Origin of the sequence: Eubacterium sp. 3_1_31, assembly GCF_964249515.1 — a bacterium.
GTDB classification, from domain to species: domain Bacteria; phylum Bacillota_I; class Bacilli_A; order Erysipelotrichales; family Erysipelotrichaceae; genus Longicatena; species Longicatena caecimuris.
On sequence record NZ_CAXUBY010000036.1, the window covers coordinates 1 to 21,154 of the forward strand.

At 39.9% G+C, this 21,154-nt stretch carries 20 protein-coding genes and 3 pseudogenes; all 23 read right to left on the reverse strand.

The window, feature by feature from the left end; translation table 11 throughout:
- A pseudogene (locus ACESSZ_RS12440) lies at positions 1–677 on the reverse strand (ATP-binding protein); the annotation flags it as partial.
- Positions 678–740: 63 nt separating this feature from the next.
- Positions 741–1,361 (reverse strand): helix-turn-helix domain-containing protein, encoded by a 621-nt coding sequence (locus tag ACESSZ_RS12445; protein WP_499842825.1) that lies wholly within the window; start codon positions 1,359–1,361, stop codon positions 741–743.
- 43 nt (positions 1,362–1,404) lie between these two features.
- Complete coding sequence (locus tag ACESSZ_RS12450; protein ID WP_002323152.1) at positions 1,405–3,018, reverse strand: recombinase family protein; 1,614 nt, start codon at positions 3,016–3,018, stop codon at positions 1,405–1,407.
- Between the two features lie 111 nt (positions 3,019–3,129).
- A complete protein-coding gene (locus tag ACESSZ_RS12455; protein ID WP_002303258.1) occupies positions 3,130–3,339 on the reverse strand; it encodes a hypothetical protein in 210 nt (69 codons plus the stop codon).
- A 988-nt stretch (positions 3,340–4,327) separates the two neighbouring features.
- Positions 4,328–5,542, reverse strand: a complete 1,215-nt coding sequence (locus tag ACESSZ_RS12460) for an XRE family transcriptional regulator (RefSeq protein WP_002323151.1) — start codon at positions 5,540–5,542, stop codon at positions 4,328–4,330.
- 127 nt (positions 5,543–5,669) lie between these two features.
- Positions 5,670–6,140: a GyrI-like domain-containing protein gene (locus tag ACESSZ_RS12465; protein ID WP_002303261.1), complete on the reverse strand. Its 471-nt coding sequence runs from the start codon at positions 6,138–6,140 to the stop codon at positions 5,670–5,672.
- Positions 6,137–6,379 carry a DUF3781 domain-containing protein gene (locus ACESSZ_RS12470; protein ID WP_002587847.1) on the reverse strand — a complete coding sequence of 81 codons (243 nt, stop codon included), beginning with the start codon at positions 6,377–6,379 and terminating at the stop codon, positions 6,137–6,139. Before ACESSZ_RS12470 ends, ACESSZ_RS12465 begins: the two co-directional genes overlap by 4 nt.
- A gap of 545 nt (positions 6,380–6,924) precedes the next feature.
- Positions 6,925–7,455 (reverse strand): dihydrofolate reductase family protein, encoded by a 531-nt coding sequence (locus ACESSZ_RS12475; RefSeq protein WP_002303421.1) that lies wholly within the window; start codon positions 7,453–7,455, stop codon positions 6,925–6,927.
- A gap of 181 nt (positions 7,456–7,636) precedes the next feature.
- On the reverse strand, positions 7,637–8,293 hold the full coding sequence (locus ACESSZ_RS12480; protein WP_002303420.1) for a hypothetical protein: 657 nt from the start codon (positions 8,291–8,293) through the stop codon (positions 7,637–7,639).
- A gap of 260 nt (positions 8,294–8,553) precedes the next feature.
- Positions 8,554–9,049 (reverse strand): annotated as a pseudogene (gene dfrF / locus ACESSZ_RS12485) (trimethoprim-resistant dihydrofolate reductase DfrF).
- 412 nt (positions 9,050–9,461) lie between these two features.
- A pseudogene (locus ACESSZ_RS12490) lies at positions 9,462–9,599 on the reverse strand (helix-turn-helix domain-containing protein); the annotation flags it as partial.
- A gap of 98 nt (positions 9,600–9,697) precedes the next feature.
- On the reverse strand, positions 9,698–10,081 hold the full coding sequence (locus ACESSZ_RS12495; RefSeq protein WP_006857112.1) for a YdcP family protein: 384 nt from the start codon (positions 10,079–10,081) through the stop codon (positions 9,698–9,700).
- Between the two features lie 15 nt (positions 10,082–10,096).
- Positions 10,097–10,423, reverse strand: a complete 327-nt coding sequence (locus ACESSZ_RS12500) for a YdcP family protein (RefSeq protein ID WP_006857113.1) — start codon at positions 10,421–10,423, stop codon at positions 10,097–10,099.
- Between the two features lie 240 nt (positions 10,424–10,663).
- Positions 10,664–13,708 (reverse strand): SrtB-anchored collagen-binding adhesin, encoded by a 3,045-nt coding sequence (locus ACESSZ_RS12505; RefSeq protein WP_499842826.1) that lies wholly within the window; start codon positions 13,706–13,708, stop codon positions 10,664–10,666.
- 263 nt (positions 13,709–13,971) lie between these two features.
- Complete coding sequence (locus ACESSZ_RS12510) at positions 13,972–14,610, reverse strand: FtsX-like permease family protein (RefSeq protein ID WP_499842827.1); 639 nt, start codon at positions 14,608–14,610, stop codon at positions 13,972–13,974.
- Positions 14,611–14,646: 36 nt separating this feature from the next.
- Positions 14,647–16,155: a recombinase family protein gene (locus tag ACESSZ_RS12515; RefSeq protein ID WP_173793795.1), complete on the reverse strand. Its 1,509-nt coding sequence runs from the start codon at positions 16,153–16,155 to the stop codon at positions 14,647–14,649.
- 89 nt (positions 16,156–16,244) lie between these two features.
- Complete coding sequence (locus ACESSZ_RS12520) at positions 16,245–16,421, reverse strand: hypothetical protein (protein WP_015553872.1); 177 nt, start codon at positions 16,419–16,421, stop codon at positions 16,245–16,247.
- A gap of 133 nt (positions 16,422–16,554) precedes the next feature.
- Complete coding sequence (locus tag ACESSZ_RS12525; protein WP_117851693.1) at positions 16,555–16,758, reverse strand: hypothetical protein; 204 nt, start codon at positions 16,756–16,758, stop codon at positions 16,555–16,557.
- A 507-nt stretch (positions 16,759–17,265) separates the two neighbouring features.
- Positions 17,266–17,688, reverse strand: a complete 423-nt coding sequence (locus ACESSZ_RS12530; protein WP_009901667.1) for an RNA polymerase sigma factor — start codon at positions 17,686–17,688, stop codon at positions 17,266–17,268.
- Positions 17,689–18,183: 495 nt separating this feature from the next.
- Positions 18,184–18,531 (reverse strand): YxeA family protein, encoded by a 348-nt coding sequence (locus tag ACESSZ_RS12535; protein WP_005927589.1) that lies wholly within the window; start codon positions 18,529–18,531, stop codon positions 18,184–18,186.
- A gap of 20 nt (positions 18,532–18,551) precedes the next feature.
- Positions 18,552–19,322, reverse strand: a complete 771-nt coding sequence (locus tag ACESSZ_RS12540) for an ABC transporter permease (protein WP_117567958.1) — start codon at positions 19,320–19,322, stop codon at positions 18,552–18,554.
- Between the two features lies 1 nt (position 19,323).
- Entirely contained in the window at positions 19,324–20,127 is an 804-nt protein-coding gene (locus ACESSZ_RS12545) for an ABC transporter permease (protein ID WP_117567959.1), read from the reverse strand.
- Complete coding sequence (locus tag ACESSZ_RS12550) at positions 20,120–21,043, reverse strand: ABC transporter ATP-binding protein (RefSeq protein WP_117567960.1); 924 nt, start codon at positions 21,041–21,043, stop codon at positions 20,120–20,122. Before ACESSZ_RS12550 ends, ACESSZ_RS12545 begins: the two co-directional genes overlap by 8 nt.
- Between the last annotated feature and the right edge of the window lie 111 nt (positions 21,044–21,154).

The following is a 21,154-nucleotide window of genomic DNA, read 5'->3' on the forward strand; positions in this document are numbered from 1 at the left end:
TGAGGGAGTGCGTCATATTCCCAGACAAGATTTTTCATCAGTCTAAGACAGCCGTTTTCTGCCCGTACTTCATCAATAGTAATGCGGTTCGCTATCATATCATAAAGCAGGGTATATTCGATATAGCCGTCATGCAGGGTCTTGTCGGTCAGCTCACAATACAAGCCACTTTCCAATTTATCCTCTAACCGTAAAAGCTGGTCTTGATATTTTCCCAGCGTGATTTCACAGCGGATATGAAGCAGTCCCTTTTCCATTTGATAATAAATCTTCGGAAACCAGACGATTTTTTCCCTTGATCTGCTTTGCAGGTCAGTAAAAAAACCGCTGTCTTGTACGGTATCGGCTTCATACCACTTATTTTCCAGTATCATTCGTGCCAGCTTTTGACGGTGCAGGAGCTTCTTGAAGCTGTCGTAACCGAAGCGGTAATACAGAAAAGCGACCAATGCACAAACACCAGTCGCTATCAGTATGGTTATGAAGTTGTAAGGGGAAAGCGTCAAGCCGTTTTCTAATAAGATGAAATGCTCCCAATCGGTACGCATGAGCTGTTTTATATTCAGTAGCAGAAGAACCGCCACAAATACAAACAGAAGCGTCCCTATGGAAAAGTGGTAGACAAGGTGCTTGTCGCTGGCTCTGATACGGTGTCCTTTATTCCAAATCTTATGCATAAGTCAATCACTCCTTTCTGGGTACAAAAAAGCAATCAATCCTAAGACTAACTGCTTATATCATTATTCGTATTTTTTTCCAACGATATAGGTTGTTACTAACATTCCTATCAGCAAAATAATTATAGCTGGATATTTTACAGTATTCCATAATGAAATGCCACCAACTAAAAAACTGATATAGCAAATAATAGGATATAGAATAGCAGTTCCTAATGTAAATACTCTAAATACTGTTAATACATATCCCCAGTTTGCATTATTAAAAGATAGCCCTGCCATGTGTATTCTGAAAATTCCTTGTGATACAAAATTAGCTTTATTTGTATCATAATATGTCGGTAATAATTCTTTTGCAAAAATGCAAAGCCAGCTTGCAAACAAAAGCATTAACAAAGATATATACAAACTATCTCCCATTTGTTCTATGGAAATTCCAGAAACAGTTAATAATATTGCTTCTATAACTACCACACCGATTGAGATAAGAAATGCAAATATCCAGTTCTTTTTTCGTTGACGAATTGTATCACGCAACGACAAGTCTAACGAGTTTACAACAAGAGTTTCTACCACATCACTATTTAATGTCTTGTTCTCTTTTAATTTTTCTCCTTGTAAAAGTTCTGTTACTGTAATACCAAGTACATCAGCAATAGGGATAAGTAATGTAACATTTGGCATACTGTTTCCGGTTTCCCTTAGTTAAAAATATTACTCTTGTTGATTACTCAACTTTTCCAATAAATCGGTAATATATCTCAATTTCCTGTATTCTTTCGTTATCCTCATTCGTTGTTGCTTCATGTATGAGGATTTTTTCTATCATGGCATTTAATAATGGTGCTGTCAGTTCCTTTGGTACGGAATATTCCTTGATTAACTCAATCCACTTTTCAGCACCTATCATATCCTGTTCCATTTTACTTAGTTCTTCTCTTAGGCTTGTTATCTGCTGTTCCAGTTCTATCTGTTCTTTTTGGTACTTGCTGGACAACATCACAAAATTTCGCTCTGTTATCTTCTCACAGGCTCTATCTTCATACATTTTCGCAAATAAACGGTCAATCTCATTTTGTCTGTTCTCGGCTTTCTTCAATGTACTTGCCTTTTTCTTCTTTTCCCGTATTCTCTCTGCATTGCCAGCTTTCTGTATCTTGTTCAATACCTTTTCTTCGTCCTGCTGTACTGCCTTAGCCCAATACTGCAAGCGTTCCAATACGGCTTGATACAGCACATCATAACGAATGTAGTGCATAGAACAATTACCTTTGCCAAACTGCCCGTAGTAACTGCAAGCATAATAACTGTAAGGCGTTTTATTTGTCTTATTCGTTCCAAATCTCATAGACCAACCACAATCCGCACACTTGACAAGCCCTGCAAAAATCGGCGTTGCCTTTTCCTTTGTCTGTCTGCGTCTTGATTTTATCTGCTCCTGCACACGATAGAACACTTCCTTGTCAATAATCGGCTCGTGAGTGTTTTCTACTCGAAACCATTCACTTTCGGGCTTACGCACTTTCTTTTTGCTCTTGAACGATACCGTAGACTGCATATTGTGAACACTGTTTCCGATATAAACCTCACTTTTCAATATCGCCTTGACATGAGCAATCGTCCACTCATAACGCTTACTTTCGGGTTTTCCCTCAAAGATATGTGCAAAAGTACCGTATCTTGTAAAATTTAGCCATGACGCTGTCGGAACTTTTTCTGCTCTTAACTGCTTTGTGATTTTTGCACTTCCGTAACCTTGATAGGCTAGGGAAAAGATTTTTTCAATAATCCATTTTGTTTCATCATCAACCAACAGTTTTCCTTTGATGTCAGGGTGTTTCTTATATCCTAACGGAGCATAAGCACCGTAATGAGCCCCCTCCGCAAACTTTGTCTTAAATGCTGATTTGACTTTACGGCTTGTATCTCTTGCCACCCATTCATTGATGATGTTCTTAAATGGTGCAATCTCACTTTCGCCTTTTTCGCTGTCTACACCGTCATCAATCGCTATGTAGCGGACATTATGACTAGGGAAATACAATTCTGTATATTGTCCTGTCATAATATAATTTCTGCCAAGACGGGAAAGGTCTTTCGTTACAACACAGTTGATTTTTCCTGCCTCTATATCCTCAATCATTCTTTGAAAACTCGGTCTGTCAAAATTTGTTCCCGACCAGCCGTCATCAATATATTCATCAATGACATTCAAATGATGTTCTTTTGCATATAAACGCAACATACTTCTCTGTGTGGTAATGCTGGAACTTTCGCCCTGTAATTCATCATCTCGGCTTAACCTAAGATAAAGTGCAGTATTGTAAATCTGTTGTTTCATTGTCAGTTATCCTCCTTTATAACTAACCCGTGTTTACAATACCTGCTTGCAAGTAAAGTATAACACGGGTACTTTTTGTCATTCAATCTATTTCTTACAACTGCACCGATTTTATGCGATTGTCTGCTTTGCTTTTTCCAGCATGACATCAGTTAGAAGTTCTTCCATTGTTTTGCCCTTTTCGGAAAAATGCTCTTTTACTACAATCTTTGTCTTTCCTCTGTTGCCAATGCCACACTTGCCATTTTTCTTTTGAATTGTTTTTACAGCATTATCAATAACACATACCCCCTTTCTGTAAAATCTTTCTAAGCAATTCAACGGCTTTTGTCATAGCCCACAGGAGTTCCACCTCTGCATAGTTCTTATGTAGCCGTACCCATTGCGTGCGACGCTCTTAATGCTCAAGCTGTGGCTGTACGGGAGTATCATTATCTGACAGTACAGGTCATGGCGATAAAAGAGGACAAATCTTTTACAAGAACACAAATAGGTTTTCGCTCGCTCTTGCAGGGGAAAGGTCGTGGCGTATTTGTTTCAACGGCTAGCTGTCTGTCAAACGTATTGAATTACTTTATTCAGTTGTCAAAGAACGATTGAAAGAAAAAAATCGTCTTTCCTATATATCGCGTTGGAAAAGAGGAGAAACGTAACCAAAATCCAAAACTTTTTCCATTATTAGTACAAATGGAACGGTTCATTTTGGCAATCAACGGTTGATTTTCTCCTTTTTCACTACTATCTGTACAGCAAACGTCCATTTGCTAAGTTTAAATGGAAAAATTTTAACTTCTTTTCATGCACCATATAGGGATAGAAAATGTCATTTTGCTAAGTTGATGATGAAAAAAGAATATTTTCCTTTTCACACCCTAACTACCCAAACCATACCGTTACTGCCAACAATAGAATGAAATATTTTCTTTGCACCATATAGGGAACGGAAACCTTAAATTGTTAAGTTGAGAACAAAGTATTTTCATCTTTTCACATCAACACTCAACTGCTAATGCCTGTTTGAATACAAAATGATGATGTTTTTCCTCTTTTCACAGAAGACTGTCCACTAATCACGAATTTCCGTCATTTTTTCAAAACTTTTTTCTTCTTTCACTTCATATAGGGACAGCAAGCCCCGATTTAATGACCTATTTTCAAAAAAAGTTTAGATTTCCTTTTCTCGCACCATATCTGTACGCAAGTAGCCATTTTGTTGCAGATTTAATAAAAAATTTATTTTTCTTCTTTCACTTCACATAGGGAATGAAAACAGCTCTTTGCTGACTAAATCTGAAATTTTTCAATTACATTAAAAAATACCGTCATTCTCTTGTGGAACAGCGGTATCTATACGTTCTTCTATGGTTGATTTCTCTAATTGTAATAAATGTTTATGCTTGTCTTTTAGTTCTGCCTGCTCAATCATATCTTTCAGTATCGTTGTACGATTTTCTCTGTCTAATGCCTGTACCATTTTTATGGTTGGTGCGACTTGTCTTTGTAGCCAATGCAACGCTTTTTGTAAAGTGTAAGGCTCTGGCTTTGTGGTTAAGCGTATCGGCTCTCTGTTTTCCCCTACAAACCATGCCCAATCATCATTTGTTATCCATTGACTTTTTGGCTTGTCGTCCTCTCTGTCAACAAAGCGGACATAATGATTGATGATAGAAAAAGCGGTGCGTTCAGCGTCCCGATAGGTCAGTAAATCTACAACCGCATAATAGGCTCGTTCGTTCTTCATGCGTATTTCAAAACGGTTCTTAATCTCCGTATCTTCAATTTCTGTGCCATTCTTGACATACTGCTCATAATTTTTCTGATAAGCACACATATATAATTCGCTACTTGTTGAACCGAGATATAAGGTTTCTCCTGTATTCTTTGGTAAATCGCTACCGCATTTTTCTGTACCGCTGTAATCTTTCTGCATACGGAAGTAGGAGATACATTCGCCAGCCTTGTATTTTTCCTTTAACTTTGGAATATCCAATATTCCTGCTTTATCATTGATAGCCAAATCAAGCCGTTTCATCACACCACCAGCCGTCATACAATCCAGCATGAAGTCATACCATGAGCGTTCCTGTGCCAGTAGATAACATTCCATTTGCCGACAGCCTTTGCCTTTCAGTTCCAATAAAACACCTAAATGCTCCTGCATGGAACACATGATATTGATGTCGCCAAGTACATATTTGCTTTCATATCCGTATTTTCCATAATCTTCATAAAGCATGTAATTAGATTTCAGTTGTAATACATCACGGATAATCGCCAATGCGTCCGTAGTAGGAAAGCGGACACGAAAGTAATCAATCAATAAGAATAGTGGTTCTTGCGGATTGAAACGCTCAATCTGTTTTTCTATGATTTCTCTTAATTCGTCATTCAATGGCTGTTTTCCTTTTTCAATGCGGTTGTAATATTCACGGCTGATACCACAGGCAACAGCAAGCCTTGTTTGTGTTACTCCGTATTCCTCACGCTTTTGTCTTAGTTCTTCAATAAAGTTTTTATCATTCATTCTTCAATTCCTCCAATCAAAAAAGGCAACTACCATAATTGATAATTGCCTGTCATTAAAAATCTGTATAGAAAAAGCAGTCAATCCTAAGACTAACTGCTTTGTGTGTATGGATATAAAATTGCTTCTAATCTTGAATAGGTATCCAAATTTCAATAACTGAATTATCACTATTCCAATGAAAACGATAATCGTATTTTTCAAAGTGTAGGATAATATCTTTTATAGGAATATACGATGTACTAGGAATAATTTCTTCATAAATCTTGCCATAAGTTTCATATATTTTATCCATAGCACCAATATGCTCCACAACCAAATATTTATAAGACGGTATTTCTTTATACAGAAAGCCCTCTGGGGTAATGGTTCTTTGGGGAATAGAACAGAAATAATAAAGTTTTCCATTTCTTCTTTCCATAAAAGCATATTTTACCCAATTTCCTGATTGTGAAAGATACGCTTTTTTCAAACTACTGTTAAACTTTCTCCAAAACTGTGTACTAATCTGAATATTCTTTTTTTGATAATTAGTCAGTTCTACTTCCTGCCCAATAACTGCAAATGCGTTTAATTCCTTTATAGAAAAATTTATCATTTTACCTTGTGAGAAGTGATAACGGTATAACTGTACGCATTTACCGTTATAATACAATTATCAATCGTTATATACCAGTTTTTTCCTTTTCTTGTGATTTCCGCATTAGAAAGGCTAATTTTTTCTTTGCACCATTCAATTACATTTTCTACATTCAAAGATAAGTTCTTTTTAATTCTAATAACGCCAAGTTCAGTTGTGTGAAGTCTTCCTAAGTTTTCCAGTAATTCATTTTCCATATTTTGATACCTCATTTTTCAGCAAATTTATTTGTATGTTTTATACCCCAATTATAACATTCTCATATCAGCACTACAATAAAAATAATTAAGCACCAATAATCTTATTGAACATCTCCAACCGTAAATCTTTCACACCATCAGTGATAAACACTGAGCTGACAGCAATTACGACAACTACCATAATTGCCTGCACTTAAATTTCTGCAAAAGAAAACGACAATCAATTTCTTATTTTTTGAAATCAACTGTCTTTCTCATATTTACTATTCAATTTTCATAGTGATATAGGTACAATTTATATCACTACTGTAAAAATGGGGTTTTGCCTTATAAATACAGCGTTTTCCGCTTGTTAGTGTATAGTGTTTCTTGTTTTTTGTGCCCCCCTTGTTAGATAACGGGGGCTTTGAACGGCTCGCAAGCTCGCCGAACCGCCGAAGCGAACCGCCCCCTTGCAAGCATGGCGGAAAAATCTTAAGGATTTTCCCGCCAACGTGGTCGGATCGCTCCGTCGGTTTAACAGCTTTTCTGTTTCTCTCTAGTTATCTACGCATATAAATCAAATCGGTTATTCCGTTATAAGTCTGTGTTTTACAAAGCCTTAACTTTATTTCCCTGTCTATGTTGCCCAAAAGACGAACCCCATTTCCTAACAGAGTAGGAATAACAGAAATGTAATATTTATCAATCATATTTTTGCTTACCAACTGCTGAACAAGATTTGCTCCGCCACAAATCCAAATATCCTTTCCTGCTTCTTGTTTTAGCCGTTCCAATAATAAAACAGGATTTTCACTTGTAAAATGAATTTGTTGGGAAGAATTGCACTCTTTATGTGTTAATACATAAGTTGTAAATTTATTATATACCCATTCTTGCGGAGAAAGTTCAGTAACAACCTGATGAGAAGTATTCCACCCCATTAAGACAGTATCTATATCTTTGGTAAATTCTGTATAAGTGTCGATGTTTTCATTGTCATTTCCATGACCATTTAGCCAAGCTACTCCACCATTACCGTCCGCAATATATCCGTCAAGGCTCATGGCAATAAATAAAACTACTTTTCTCATTTTTTCTCTTTTATAAATACAAACAGGAATTTATTTCTCTTTTTTACTCATAAGGGAACAACTGATTGCTACAAATAAACCCATTAAAATCCATGGAAATGCTGCTCTTATAAAATCACTAACCATACTTTATTCCTCCTTAAATTCCAATTTCCTTAGTTCTACAAACTGAAATTTTTGCCTATGAATGTATCTTGTTCTTTATACGCAAACAGGCTTCTGTGTGCATAATCCAATGTCTTGAAAACGGCATTTGAATTAGTCCACAAATATCTTTATTACACCAATAATCAATCAGCCAAATTGCTTTTTCATTGTCGTTTACTACATTCAACGATTCTAAGTATCCTTTTCTTTCTTTCGGTATTTTTCTTTTCAATTCATCATAAGATAACCGTTCAAGCATTTTCTCAGTGCTTTCCCATACTTCGAAAATATATAAATATAATTCTTCCAGATTAAGCTGTTTTGAAAAGTCTGCAATCTGCTGTTTCATGAGTTCATTTCCTGTTGTAATGATAGGTGAATTGATACGCTCTTGATAATTGCCTGCAAAAAATACTTGTTCATCTTCATTTATCACTGTATGCACAACTATATCTTCAATGCGGAAAATATGCCAAATAGAATAAGCAATCGTCTTACTATGATAACCATCAGCGTTTATGAAGGGGATTGAGTTAAAATCTTCTCTGCATAATTCTTCTTTGAAAGATACTAAGGTTTGTATTAACTGACTTCGTAAAGTAAGTAAAGTATCAATACCCCTCTTATAAGTATCTTTCTTTTTTATTTGTGCCTGCATTGTTTTATTAAGTTCAGACCATTCCTTATTCATATTCAATACTCTCTCAAATTCTGATTTTATCGCCCCATACAAATTATTTCGTAAACAATCGGCGTCAGGACAGAGGAAAAAGCAGACTACATTTAGAATGTATCTGCCCATTCCTCTGGACTGCACACCGATTTTTACCAATTGAACCAAATCGCTGCGCCACAGCCTTGGCAGGCCATCGCGCAGCGATTTGGTTCAACTGGAATTTGTCTTACAACAATTTATATATGCATAAAAAGCAATATATTTATGAAAACACCCTAAATCCAAAATTTACTCAATTCATTTTTTCCTTACATAAAATGTTCTCGTATATTTCACTTCCTCACCAAGTGTTTCCCCTATCAAAACTTCAAAATCATTGATATCAAATTCTGGAAAGAATGTATCTCCATCTTCAATATTTAAATCTACTTCTGTGATATACATTTTATCTACTATTTGCAAAGCTTCCTTAAATAGTCCATATCCACCAGATATGTATACATCTCGTCCTTTAGCCAATAATAATGCATCTTCTAATGATTTAACTGAAACTAAATTATCTCCTTGATACTCTGTTGTGGTGGAAACAACAATATTCATTCTATTAGGCAACGGATGACCGATTTCTTCATAAGACTTTCGCCCCATAATAACCACATTACCCGTTGTTAACTCTCTAAATTGCTTTTGTTCTCCCTTTATTTTCCATGGTATATTACCATTCTTGCCTATAACATTATTCTTTGACCTCGCAACAATCAAACCTATCATCTATTTCATCCTCCATAATATGATGTCGTACCTGTGATTCCATCAAGTGCACCACATCTTAACAAACTCAAAATTATCTCGAACTAACCAGCTCGACAAATTCCTTTTTTGTCTTCATCTGCATTATATCATATTGTTATAAGCATTGCCATTTCTTTTCTGCTTTTGAAAAGTTACTTATCAGCCTATGTTTTGTAAAGGGTGATATTCAGCATTTCTCACGCAACAAGCCCTTGACAAACCATAGACTAATAAGTTTTAAGGTAATCAAGCAGAAATGAAATAGTCTGCTGTTTCACGGCAACAAAAAAGAGATACCAACACACTTATGTAGTATCTCTTAGTCTAGTAGCAATATTCTTTTGTTTGCAAGCAGGTAAACATGGGCTGTTTCTTAATATCTTTTTGTTTGGGAAACACCACGTTCCCATTTACTAACTGTTTTATCCGACACAAACAACTTATCTGCTAAGTCCTTTTGTGTCATTTGTTTTTCTTTTCGCACTTCGGTTAAAAAGTGTCCGAATTTTTCATTGTTGATTTGATACATTTGTGCCACCTCCTATCGTTATTTTAACCATTTACGATAAGGTAGGCAATCTACTAACGGGAGAGTACCGCTATTTTTCTAACCTATGAGGAGAATTTTTATTTTTTCGGCTGTCCCTGCGGTGTATGGTTCTGTGGATTGCCTGCGTTCTGATTTCCCTTATTCTTCAATACAATATCCTCTGCCTTTACATACCAGTCAACATCTGCACCACCAAACGTCTTTCTTGATACCGTATCGGCTACGGGATTGACAAGCTCCACGACTGCATTGTACGGAAATTCCCTTAACGGTACTTCGGGCGGTACAGACACGGGGATAATTCCACCATGCAGACTGCACTTCAAATCATAGATACGCTTTTTAAGCTGGGTACTCGGTGTCCCGTCCTCATTCTGCAAGAACACATCACGCACCGCTGTAAACTTTAATTCTCCAAATGTTTTCTCTTTGTCAATAACAAATCCGTTTGATAATCTCATAAATTTTTCACTCCTTTACTTTTCTTCAACTGCTACAATATCATCAGCAAGCAACACATAATCGGTATGTCCCATATCCCCGATTGCGTAACCTCTGCCATATAACTTTGGATTGACAAGTTTTACTTTCTGTTCATACTTGAAATGCTTTTCGCCAGCCTGCACGGGAATTTCCACCACAACATTTTCGCCTTTCTGTATGTCAGAATAAAGGTTATAGCTTCTTCTTGCGAAAAATCTGCGGTTATCTTTATCTCTGTCAAAAACATGGTCGCTTTCGCCTGCAAATTCAAGAGTTCCAAAAGACTGTGCCATATCTGGCACGACATATTTCATTTCCATAGTGTTTTACCTCGTTTCTTTCTATATTTATTTGATAATTTAATTGATTGTGATTTCTTATTCTGGCGGTTCGGGAAGTACCAGCAATCCCCCAGATAGTAAAGGGTAAAATCAATGCTTCGCACCCTTGACTATCCGTGTTCTTGCAGGTTGTTGGCAGACAAGCCAGAATAAGCGGAAGTCTGCCGTTTGACAGCTTCGGCGGAGAGCGTGATTTTTCTTTCATCATACCGTTACGCCTTATGATTTCTTCATTTTACGGCGTTTGTAAAGATATGTTCCAGCCAATCCACCAGCAGACGCAAGCAACATCACGATAAAAGCCATTACATTTGTACTGTCGCCCGTTTTGGGACTGTCGCTAGGTCTGTTAGGCTTTTCTGGTGTCGGTGGTGTTTCGGGTTCTTCTGGGACTTCGGGTTTTTCCTTAAAGGTAATCGTCTGTCCATTGTCCTCAATATCCTTATGCTCGGTAACTTTCTTCGGTTCGTCTGGATTGCTCAAATCGTACAATTCTTCAAAAGTTACAAGCTGTTTGCCGTCAAGAGAAGTAGCGTCAAAGGTAAAGGCAACTTCCACTTTCGTAGTTTCGCTGTCAGCGGTAAACGTATAATCACTTTCCACACGCTTTCCATTGATAAGAAGCTCTGCATTTTCTTCTTTCAACATCTGCCAACCCACAAGTTTGTACTGTGTACCGACTTCTAAGCCCTCTAAGGTTACGGTATCAATGATTGTTACCTCTTTTCCAGCTTCAAGCTCTTTGTTGCCGTCCTTGTCGGTAGCAGTCGTATGAATTTTGATGATACGCTCTGTGATAAGTACCGTCTGCCCGTCGTCCGCAATGTCCTTGTGTTCTGCAACTTTCACGGGTTCGTCTGGATTGCTTAAATCATACAATTCTTCAAAGGTAACAAGGTTCTTGCCACCTAAAGCAGACGCATTGAATGTATAGGAAATTTCCACTTTCATTTCTTCATCATCAGCGACAAAGGTATAATCGTTTTCTACACGTTTCCCGTTAATGATAAGTTCGGCGTTTTCTTCCTTTAACATCTGCCAGCCTTTGAGCTGATATTTTGTGCCTTTTGTAAGTCCGTCTAATTTGACAGTATCAACGATTGTAACCTCTTTTCCTGCAAGGATAGTCTTTTCGCCGTCCTTGCTGGTCGCTGTGGTATGGATAGAGATTTCTTTTTCGTATTCATCAGTCAGCGTTCCTAAATCAATCACAAGATTATTTCTTGATACCACGATTTCAAAAGGTGGGATAAGTTCAAAACCTTTGTTACTGTCGCAACGCATTTCTTCAATGATGTAGGTATCATAAGGCAACGCACCCTTGCTGTCGTCTGGTTCAGAAGTTCCAAACCACACACCGTCCTCGCTGGTCTTGCCTGCGTTAGTATTGTGCTTATGAGAAGCCCAGTCAGCAGAAGTGGAGAATTGCCCGTTATCATCAGTTACTACAACATGACTTTCCCCAGTCGTCTTGCTTGTGATCCTAAACGGAACATCAGCAAGACGCTTGTGTGTACCTGCACCGATTTTTACACCCTCAATATCTCCACGCTTAATCTGATTATAGATAGAATGGGCTTCGTCGGTTAAGTCCACGATTTTTCCATTTTCTGTGATTGCAAAATCAATCGGTTTTGCACCGTCAGTTAAGTAACCGTTGGGAGCTTCACCTTCAACGATACGGAATTTTCCATAAGGTAAGAGGTCAGAAGAAGTAGAAGCGATACCCTCAATATCTGTACGAATAGTTTTTACGACTTCATTTTTCTTGTATAGCTTGCCCTCAACCAAAACAGAATTATCATTTAAGGAAATGATGTCAAAAGCAGTATCTTTCAAAGTGGCACTTCCTTGTGGCTTTGTATCGCCCGTTTCTAAATCTCGTTTCTGAATTTTTACACCGCCACGGATAACCTTGTCAGATACGGAAAACTGGTTACTTCCAGTTAATACGGCAAGGTCGCCGTCCTCGGTAATCTGTGTTACATATAAGCCCTTAATCTGTTCGGACTTATCGCCAGCCTGCATATATGCACCGTCTAACAAGTAGCCGTTTGGAGCTTTTGTTTCCTCAACAGTTAGCGTTCCAAGTGGAAGAACCGCTTTACCGTCCTGCATATAGAAGCTGTCGCCAGATACCTTGTATGCGTCCGCTAATTTTGTGATGTAATGAGTTGTCCCATTGCTGTCTGTTTCAGCGATTGTCTTTGTAACCCATGTACGAGTAGCTTCGGCAGGGAGATTGTCTTTGTTATAGAAGCCAGCATAATACTTCCATGTAAATTCCGCACCTGCTAAAGAAGCGTTCCCCTGCGGATTGTCTTTCTGTGTTTCCATATCAATCTTGAAAAGCTCAATCAAAGTGTCCGTTACTTTCGGTGTATCTGATACTTTCAAGGTTGCTGTCTTTCCAACTTCAACCTTTAAAGAATATACAGTTTTATCCACTTTATATCCTGCTGGTGCGGATAATTCCTTGATATAGACTGTGCCTGCTTTTACCTCTACAATATCTGTATTTCCGTTTTCATCAGTCGTAAGGGTGGCAAGCTGTTTCGTGCAGTCCTTATCAGAAAAGACACCATAGGTCGCACCTGCAATAGAGTAATTCCCGTTACCGTCTGTAATGCTGGTATTACTGGAAACCTTTTGCAGTTTCGTATTTCCGACATTCAGTTTCGCCCAGAATTGTCCCAATTCCTGCCCCTCGCCAGAGTAGATATAACCGCCACATTCATAGCGTTCTTTATTTTCTTTGACAAAGGCTCTTGCACCAGAGAAAACTTCGTCCTGCGTAGCCTTTGGTATTTCATCATAAGAAGCTCGCACGTTATCACATTGCCAGCCAAGATGTACGCTCAATCTCTGCCAGACAACACATTGTTCCAACAGATAGACTTGTTTATAGTTCAATTCCTTGTGAGCTTCGCCATACTGTTTGACATACTCTAAGGATAACGCCACATTTGAAATCTGGTCGGCACTCATGCGTGAGCTTGCGTCAGCTCTGGTCTTGTAGCCATTCTTAAAATCTGTATTGATGTCAATACAATAGGCAGTTTCGCCCTCGACTTTCATATAGCCCTCATTGAATGTCGAACCGATAGAACCGTCATTCATTACTTTTTCAATGATACCGACACGCTCTGCACTTTCCGTCCAGTATTGCTTGCTTTCTGCATGAACGGGTGTAGTCGGTAAAGCAGTAACGACAGTCGCAAGAGCTAAAAAGCCCGTACACAATCGTTTCCATGTCTTTTTCATAGTTTAATGCTCCTTTCATTTTTGGTAATAAAATAGCCGTCCAATAAGAACGGCTGGAAATAGAAAAGGAACGTCATTTTAGGCGTTCCATAGTCTATAAGTTATTCAATTTTTTCTTGTTTCAATACTGATGTGCTGTACCATATCTTTGCATATCTAGGAAAACTTGCGTATCAAGGCTCATTCGTTAGTAGTAAATAAGTAGTAAATTGATGTGTTTGTTTCCTTGAAAATGCTGATAGATACTGTGTTTTAGCGGATAATCAGATTTTTATTGTGTTTTTATCTTTAATAGTATGAAATCGTTTGATAATTGTTATCAGAAAGCCAGCCAAAGACATGAAAAATAAGAAAGTTCCTATGCTGCCACAGAGGATGATGGTTGGTAGATGATCGAAGGAAAGTATCAGACTTTTTTCATATAAAGCCTTATGATATGTAAAAGCGAGTATGGCTAGGGAAAGGATAAATAGCGTAAAAGATAAATAAACCTTTTTAATGTGCATGTGTTCAATGATGTGTTCTGCTCTTACTAAGTCTATCAGTTTATAGCGGTTCAAAATGAAGGTATTAAACAACATGACAATAAAAAAGATGATACTAAAGGAGAAAATGGTTAATATAGTGGCATTATTTGAGTAGATAAAATGATAATCTAAAGAAACCTCAAATAAATTGGCGGTGACGCTTGTCAGGATTTGGGAAAGAAAGATGCCGATAAGCATGCCGGTAAACAAGGATAAGATACCGATAATAAATGTTTCATACACCAAGACACGGGATATTTTGTTTTTTGGCATTCCAAGTAGCATATATAAACCAAGTTCTTTTTTTCTGCGCCGAATCAAAAAGTTATTTGCGTATAAAATAAGAAAACATCGGTGTACAAGGGGTACAAACAAGATAAAATAGAAATGAGGGGCGATAGAGCGGAAATGTCAGATTTTCCACTCTATCTGAACACGGTCGCTGGTGGCCTTGATCGTAGAGATCAAACCATCGGCGGCTTTTCTTTTGTCGTCAAAATCTATGCTGTCCCAGTTGTCGAGATAATAGGATAACTTCTTTATCTGCTGGGGAGATATGGTTTCAACGCTCAATTCGGCGATTGCCTTTGAAATGGTCTGGCGTCTGGTGTCCAGTTCTTCAATTTTTTTGTTGGCGTAGGCAAGCAAAGTCGCATTGGCTCCGGTCAGCGTGTCCAGCAGCTTTTCAATTTCTGCCTCCACCTGTGCCAGTTCCACTTGATAGGCAGTCAGTTTCGGATTGACTTTTTCCTCTCTGCCGTGGAGTATCTGAAAATCTTTGAACTTTTCCTGCATGGCCGAGAAAATGAAGTGCTCAAATTCTTCTTTGCGGATTTTCCCGCAGCCCGGACAGCCTTTGTTTTCCGTCCGTTTGGTACAGCGGAAATATCCGGTGCTGTTTGGTACATGGGTGGCTTTCAGAGCATACCCACAATGACCGCATTTGATTTTTCCGGCCAGCCAAGTATTTTTCGGTTTCCGTCCCTGCTGGAAGGTGGTATTTGCCATAAGTTTTTTCCGGCATTTCAGCCATGTGTCAGAGGAAATGAGTGCTTCGTGGGGAGCAATAACAAGTATCTGGTCTTTTAAGCACCTGTCCTTGTCCTCCTTCACATCCCGCCCCTGATAGAGATAGCAGCCGTTTGTTCCGGCAAAGTCGGAAGCGTCATTGACAATCGCTGCGCCCTGGCTCTTAAAAAATTCGTACAACTCCAAATCGGCCTGTGCGTAAACGGGGTTTCTTAAAAGCTGGGAAAGAAAACTCCGAACCATTGACTTCTCGTAAATCTTGATACCTTGTTCCTCGAAGTATCGGGTAATATCTCCGAAGGAGGTTTCCGGTTCAGCGTACATTTCAAACATCAGCCGAACATGGTCGGCGGCTACGGGGTCGGCAACCATTTTCTTTGTGCGGATACCCTCTACCACAGTAGGCTCTAACTGATAACCGTATGGTGCCTGTCCGCTCATGTGAAAGCCTTTCAGGCACCGTGAATAGTAGGCGTCTGTGACACGCTTCTGAATTGTCTCACGTTCAAGCTGGGCGAATACAATGCAGATATTCAGCATGGCCCGGCCCATCGGGGTCGAAGTATCAAACTTTTCCGTGGAGGATACAAACTCCACATCGTACTCTTGAAACAGCTCCATCATCGTTGCAAAGTCCAGAATAGAGCGGCTTATACGGTCCAGCTTGTACACGATGACCCGCCGAACCTTTCCCTTGCGGATCTCGCCCAGCAGCTTTTGAAACTCCGGCCTGTCCGTATTCTTACCGGAATAGCCTTTGTCCTTGAATACCCGGCAGCTCCCACCTTTCAATTCATACTTGCAAAAGTCGATCTGACTTTCAATGCTGATACTGTCCTTGCGGTCTACTGACTGTCTTGCGTAAATACAATCTTCTCTGATAAATTCCATATTGGGCTCCTTTCCTTGTTGGAATGGAGCTACCAACCTTACAACTATATTATACCATCAGCAGCCCCGGACAACAATGTTGCGAATGATTAGGGAAATCTGTCCCCATATTTGCTGAACACCTCGTAAAGACAACGCTCAATTTCTTTTTTGCGCTGTTCTTTCTCCTTCGGGGGAAGTACCGGCGTGAGGCTTTCCAGCACAATAATCTTCCCTTGAAATGCGACAGACTTTGTTTCTCGTTCATAAGTGACAGCTTGCGTCATTGAAAACCTCCTTTGCGAAAGTGCGTGTATATGCCAGCCTTTCCCACTTGTCCCGTGGGGAAATGTCAAAAGACGGCACCCAGCAGGTGCCGCCCTTTGAGCTTTCTCCACTTCGGGTCAATGTGCCCCGAGGTCAGTAAGGACTGGAAAGGTACTTTTCTTTGGCGTCCTCCACGCTGTTGAGGTCGAATACTTCATAAAGCTGCCCCACAACACGCCGTATATCCTTCTTTGAAAATCCGCAGTCCTCCATTGCCATAATGACATAACCACGGCAGGCGTCATTGCTCCATTCGTCCGGTTCCAAGCCGGGGATCATTCCAAACGCATTTCCCATAAAGTGCTCCTTTTTTGAAAAGATGGGGAGCCACGCCGGATCGGTTGGCCTATCATCAGACAGCATTGCCGGGGGCTCCCCATAGGTTTTCACTTCATTTCAGACACACCGGACGGGCATAGGCTTCATGCCCCATAGTATTTCAACTCTCCCCATTCTGATGGCAAGGCGTTCTCATTGCCTGCGACGGCTCACGGCTTGCAAGGCCGCTTCAACGCTCGGACTGTGACTAAACGCAAGTATCCGGGTCCTGCGCCTGTTCCGGTGGAGCCAGCCTTGCCCCACCTATGGCATGAACCTGTTCGCTCGCTCAGTTTTACAAAGACTGTATTCTCTGAAATCCGAGGTCATGGCGGGTCTGTCACACAGCGCGTTCCCCTTCGTATCCGGGTGTCTTTTTATTCAATTTTCAATCTGCATGAGGCTTGTCTGAACCTCGGGCCATTGTGACCCGAAGCGTTTTGCCTCTCATAAGCCATTTCATTTTCCGGTCCAAATCGGTACTCATTACAAAGAATTTTTCAAAATTTTTTCTAAGCGCCGCAGACCTCGCTCGATTGCGACACGAACCACTTTTTCATGGACACCCTCTGCCCGGGCAATGTCCTGTTTGGTCATGCCGAGAATGAAATGAGCGTAAATCCGTTTTGCCTGTTTGTCCGGCAGACTGGCAATCGCCGCATGAAGCTCCTGCATGGTCACTTTCCGCTCATACAGTTCATGGGGAGATAAGGCAACAAAGACAGCTTCATGCTCCAGCCCGTCATCCCGATCAAGGGAATAGTAGGCTTTGTGGCGGTATGTACGCAGCCGATAAGCCGCCTCCTTACGATCAAACTCTTTGAACATTTCTGCAACTTCTTCCGATACTTCCATGAAGCAATCTGATGTATAGAATGGGTAATAGTCCCGCAAATTGATAATAGCCATATTGACCTCCGTTTCGGTTGTTGGTTGACGAGTGACCGAAACGAAGGCGGCGGGGAGCGGCACCGGGGAATGACTTCGGGCCAACATGACCCGAAGCAGCCCCATAAGAACACAAAAGCGCCCGGGCGGCATGAAGCCACACGGACGCATGAAATGACATAATAGTTAAGGTTCCAACAAATTTCGCATACATAGCCGGAATAACCAGGAGGGGGAGCTATGCTTTTTTTAACTGATGTAGGTCATGGGTACTGTGAAAAAAGGCAAAAATAGACACGGCGGCAATCCTCCTATATGCCGCCGTGGATTTACACGGTGTTAGGTCGTCGTTGGTTTAGGATAAACGAAAGAAACGGCGGCTCTGAAAATCAAAGCCGCCGCTGGTCGTATGGGCGTGTCAAAAGGGCTGCTGTACGACGGCTTTTTTTCTTTTGCCGTCGTGCGGCAGCTGATCTAAATATATTTCATTACAGGCACCTTTATTGTCCTGCGGGGTTATTCTTTATATTTTTCTTGAACAGAAGAAGGTAATTCATCAAACTGCATTTCAGCCCATGTTACAACCCCTCTGATGGGAGCCACTTTCAAGCACAGATACGCACCATCTGTGAGAACTTTGCTTGTTTCAAAAGTAACGTCTTTCGCATTACCACTTTCATCATAAGCAACCAATGTGTATTTATAGTTCATCGCACCATGCGGTGCAATATCTGTTACCCATCGGTTATCGATCTGCGTATAGTAGTCTGTATTGGTTTGCGTAGTGAGAAAAGCTACAGTCATAAAAGTAATTGCTAGTACAGCAACGACAATCACAATTCCTATTTTTTTCTTAGAACTCATAAAGGTTACCTCTCTTTCTTTTACCAGCCCTTTTTAGGTGCTGTGTGCTGTGTTTTTTTAGCTTCTCTCTTTTCTGGTTTCTGTTTTACAAACATCAAAGCAATTCCAATAGCACACATAATCAGAATGCTAATAAAACACAGTCCTTTATTCCACATAACTCCTTCTGCGCCAGCTCGATAATTGATTAAACCAAGCGCAGCGGAGACAGGATATATAGATTGTAAAGTCCCATTTGCAAACATTCCTATAAACCCATATACAAAAGCGACGATAACCCCTACAAGGAAACTCCCTTTATGTCTGCTTGTCAGAACAATAATGGGTAGCATTGTCAAGTAAAGGAATAATCCTAACAATGCCATTTGCACCAATCCTGTAAGCGCAGGAATCAAAGCAAATCCATCATATCCCATGATAAAATTTGCAACGACTGTGAAAGCAAAGCACACAATTCCTAAGAAAAGCGACAGAATTGCAGAAACAATCAATTTACCCGCCAGAAGTTTCCTAAATGAAATGGGTAATGTTTCAATATTTTTTAATGTGTCGTCTGTATATTCACGGGAAATCATATACCCACTAATCAGCGTGATACACATTGGGAAAATCATTGTTACAAAATGCTTAACTACCTGTTCAAAAAGAAATTGGTAGTCCCATACCATTCCGTCATCGGCCATTGTAGTAAACAAGGTTAGCAGAACTGTAAGAAGCATGAGGGACACGCCAATCCAGACAATAAAATATCTTTTCAGCTTCATAAACTCGGTTTTTATAATTGTTACCATTTCACTCACTCCTTTTCTTATAAAGATAGACCGCCAGAAGAAGTGAAACAGCCCCAATTACCCCCAAAGTTATAATTAGTTGAGGAGTAGAAGGTATCAATCCCATTTGAATGAAGTTCTGCAAATCCTCTGTGTCGTTTATAGCAGTACGAGAAGACATTTGCTGGGTTCCCCACAACATAATGCTCGGTGTAGGCAGAGTAAGTACAAGCCATTTTGGAAGTGCTGTCATAGAAAATGTTGAGAGCAGGTTGAATACACTATAAAATACACAAAGCATAATGGAAAAAATATAGGATCTGCTGAAAAATACAATCAGCAATACCAGCGGTAATGCACTAATCGCAATCAATAATCCGTAAACAGCGGAAAACAATACCTTAAACAAAATATCGGTCACTCCGAAAAAGACAAAACCGCAAAGGATAGAGGCCACAGTCGAAGATATACAAAACGCAATACTAAGCAATAATAAAACAATGCACTTTGCGATAACCATCTGTGAACTTGTTATCGGAATTGTCCGTAGGTTTTTAAAGGTGTCGTTATCTCGCTCCATAAAAAAGAGGAGTGCTGCAACAATTCCTAAAATGCAGGGAAGAAGTAGCAACATACCAAAACCGATTACGGATTGCCACAGGGCGTCAAAAGCTGCTGCTTTTGTAGCGTATTTGTTCTGCGCCGTGTTCAGATAATAGATAATGGCAGTTAGCGGGATTGGAAACAGAAAAGATGCCGCCAATACCAACTGCACGAACATTTTTCTTTTCAGTTTCCAAAACTCGCACCGAATCAAGTTAAGCAATCCCCTCACCCCCTGTTATCTTTTTGAAGTAGTCCTCTAAAGTATCCTCACAAAGATGGACTTCTTGAATCTCAATTCCTGATTCGACAAAAGAACGGTTAATCCTTTCCACTGGCAGGGTCATATCGTAGAGATACAGATTATTGGCATCTGTAAGGCGAAAATCTTTGCTGTGAAATGTTGCAGCAATAATTTTCGCAGCTTTTTGTGCATCCGATACGCAGAAGTGGATGAACTTGGCGTTTTTCGCCTCCAATTCTTTCAGACTTTCTTCTTCTAGCAACTTGCCGTGGTCAATAATTCCCACATCGTCTGCAAGCAGAGAGATTTCCGAAAGAATATGACTGGAAATTAAAATGGTTTTACCGCTGGTATCACACAATTCTCGGATAAAATCTCGCACTTCCGCAATGCCGATGGGGTCGAGGCCGTTAATCGGTTCGTCCAAAATCAAAAGTTCCGGGTTGTGCATGACGGCCAGAGCAATCGCCAACCGCTGCTTCATACCAAGAGAATATTGGGAAAACAACTTCTTGTCCCGGTAAGGTAGATTGACAAGTTCCAATGCATTTTTGATATATTTGGGGCTCCTTAATCCTCGAAGTTCAGCAAAGATTTTTAGGTTTTCCGTTCCTGTCAAATTGGGGTAAAAGCCCGGCGACTCAATCAGACAGCCTATACGGGGCAGGATATTCTTTTCGTTGCCCTGAAAGGGCTTTCCAAATATCGTTACCTCGCCAGACGTGGGAGCCGTCAGTCCCAGCAACATCCGCATGGTCGTGGTCTTACCTGCACCGTTGCGTCCCAACAGCCCGTAGATACGGCCCTTTTTCACATGAATATTCAGATGGGAAACACTGGTCTGACTTCCATACTTTTTTGTCAGATCATGTGTTTCAATAATGTAATCGTTCATCACTTATGCCTCCTTTTTTGTTTGTGTACTCAGCATAACATATCAACTTTGAGATAACATTGAGCCAACCTTGAGTTTACTTTGAGATTTCAAGGTCAGAATAGGCATTTT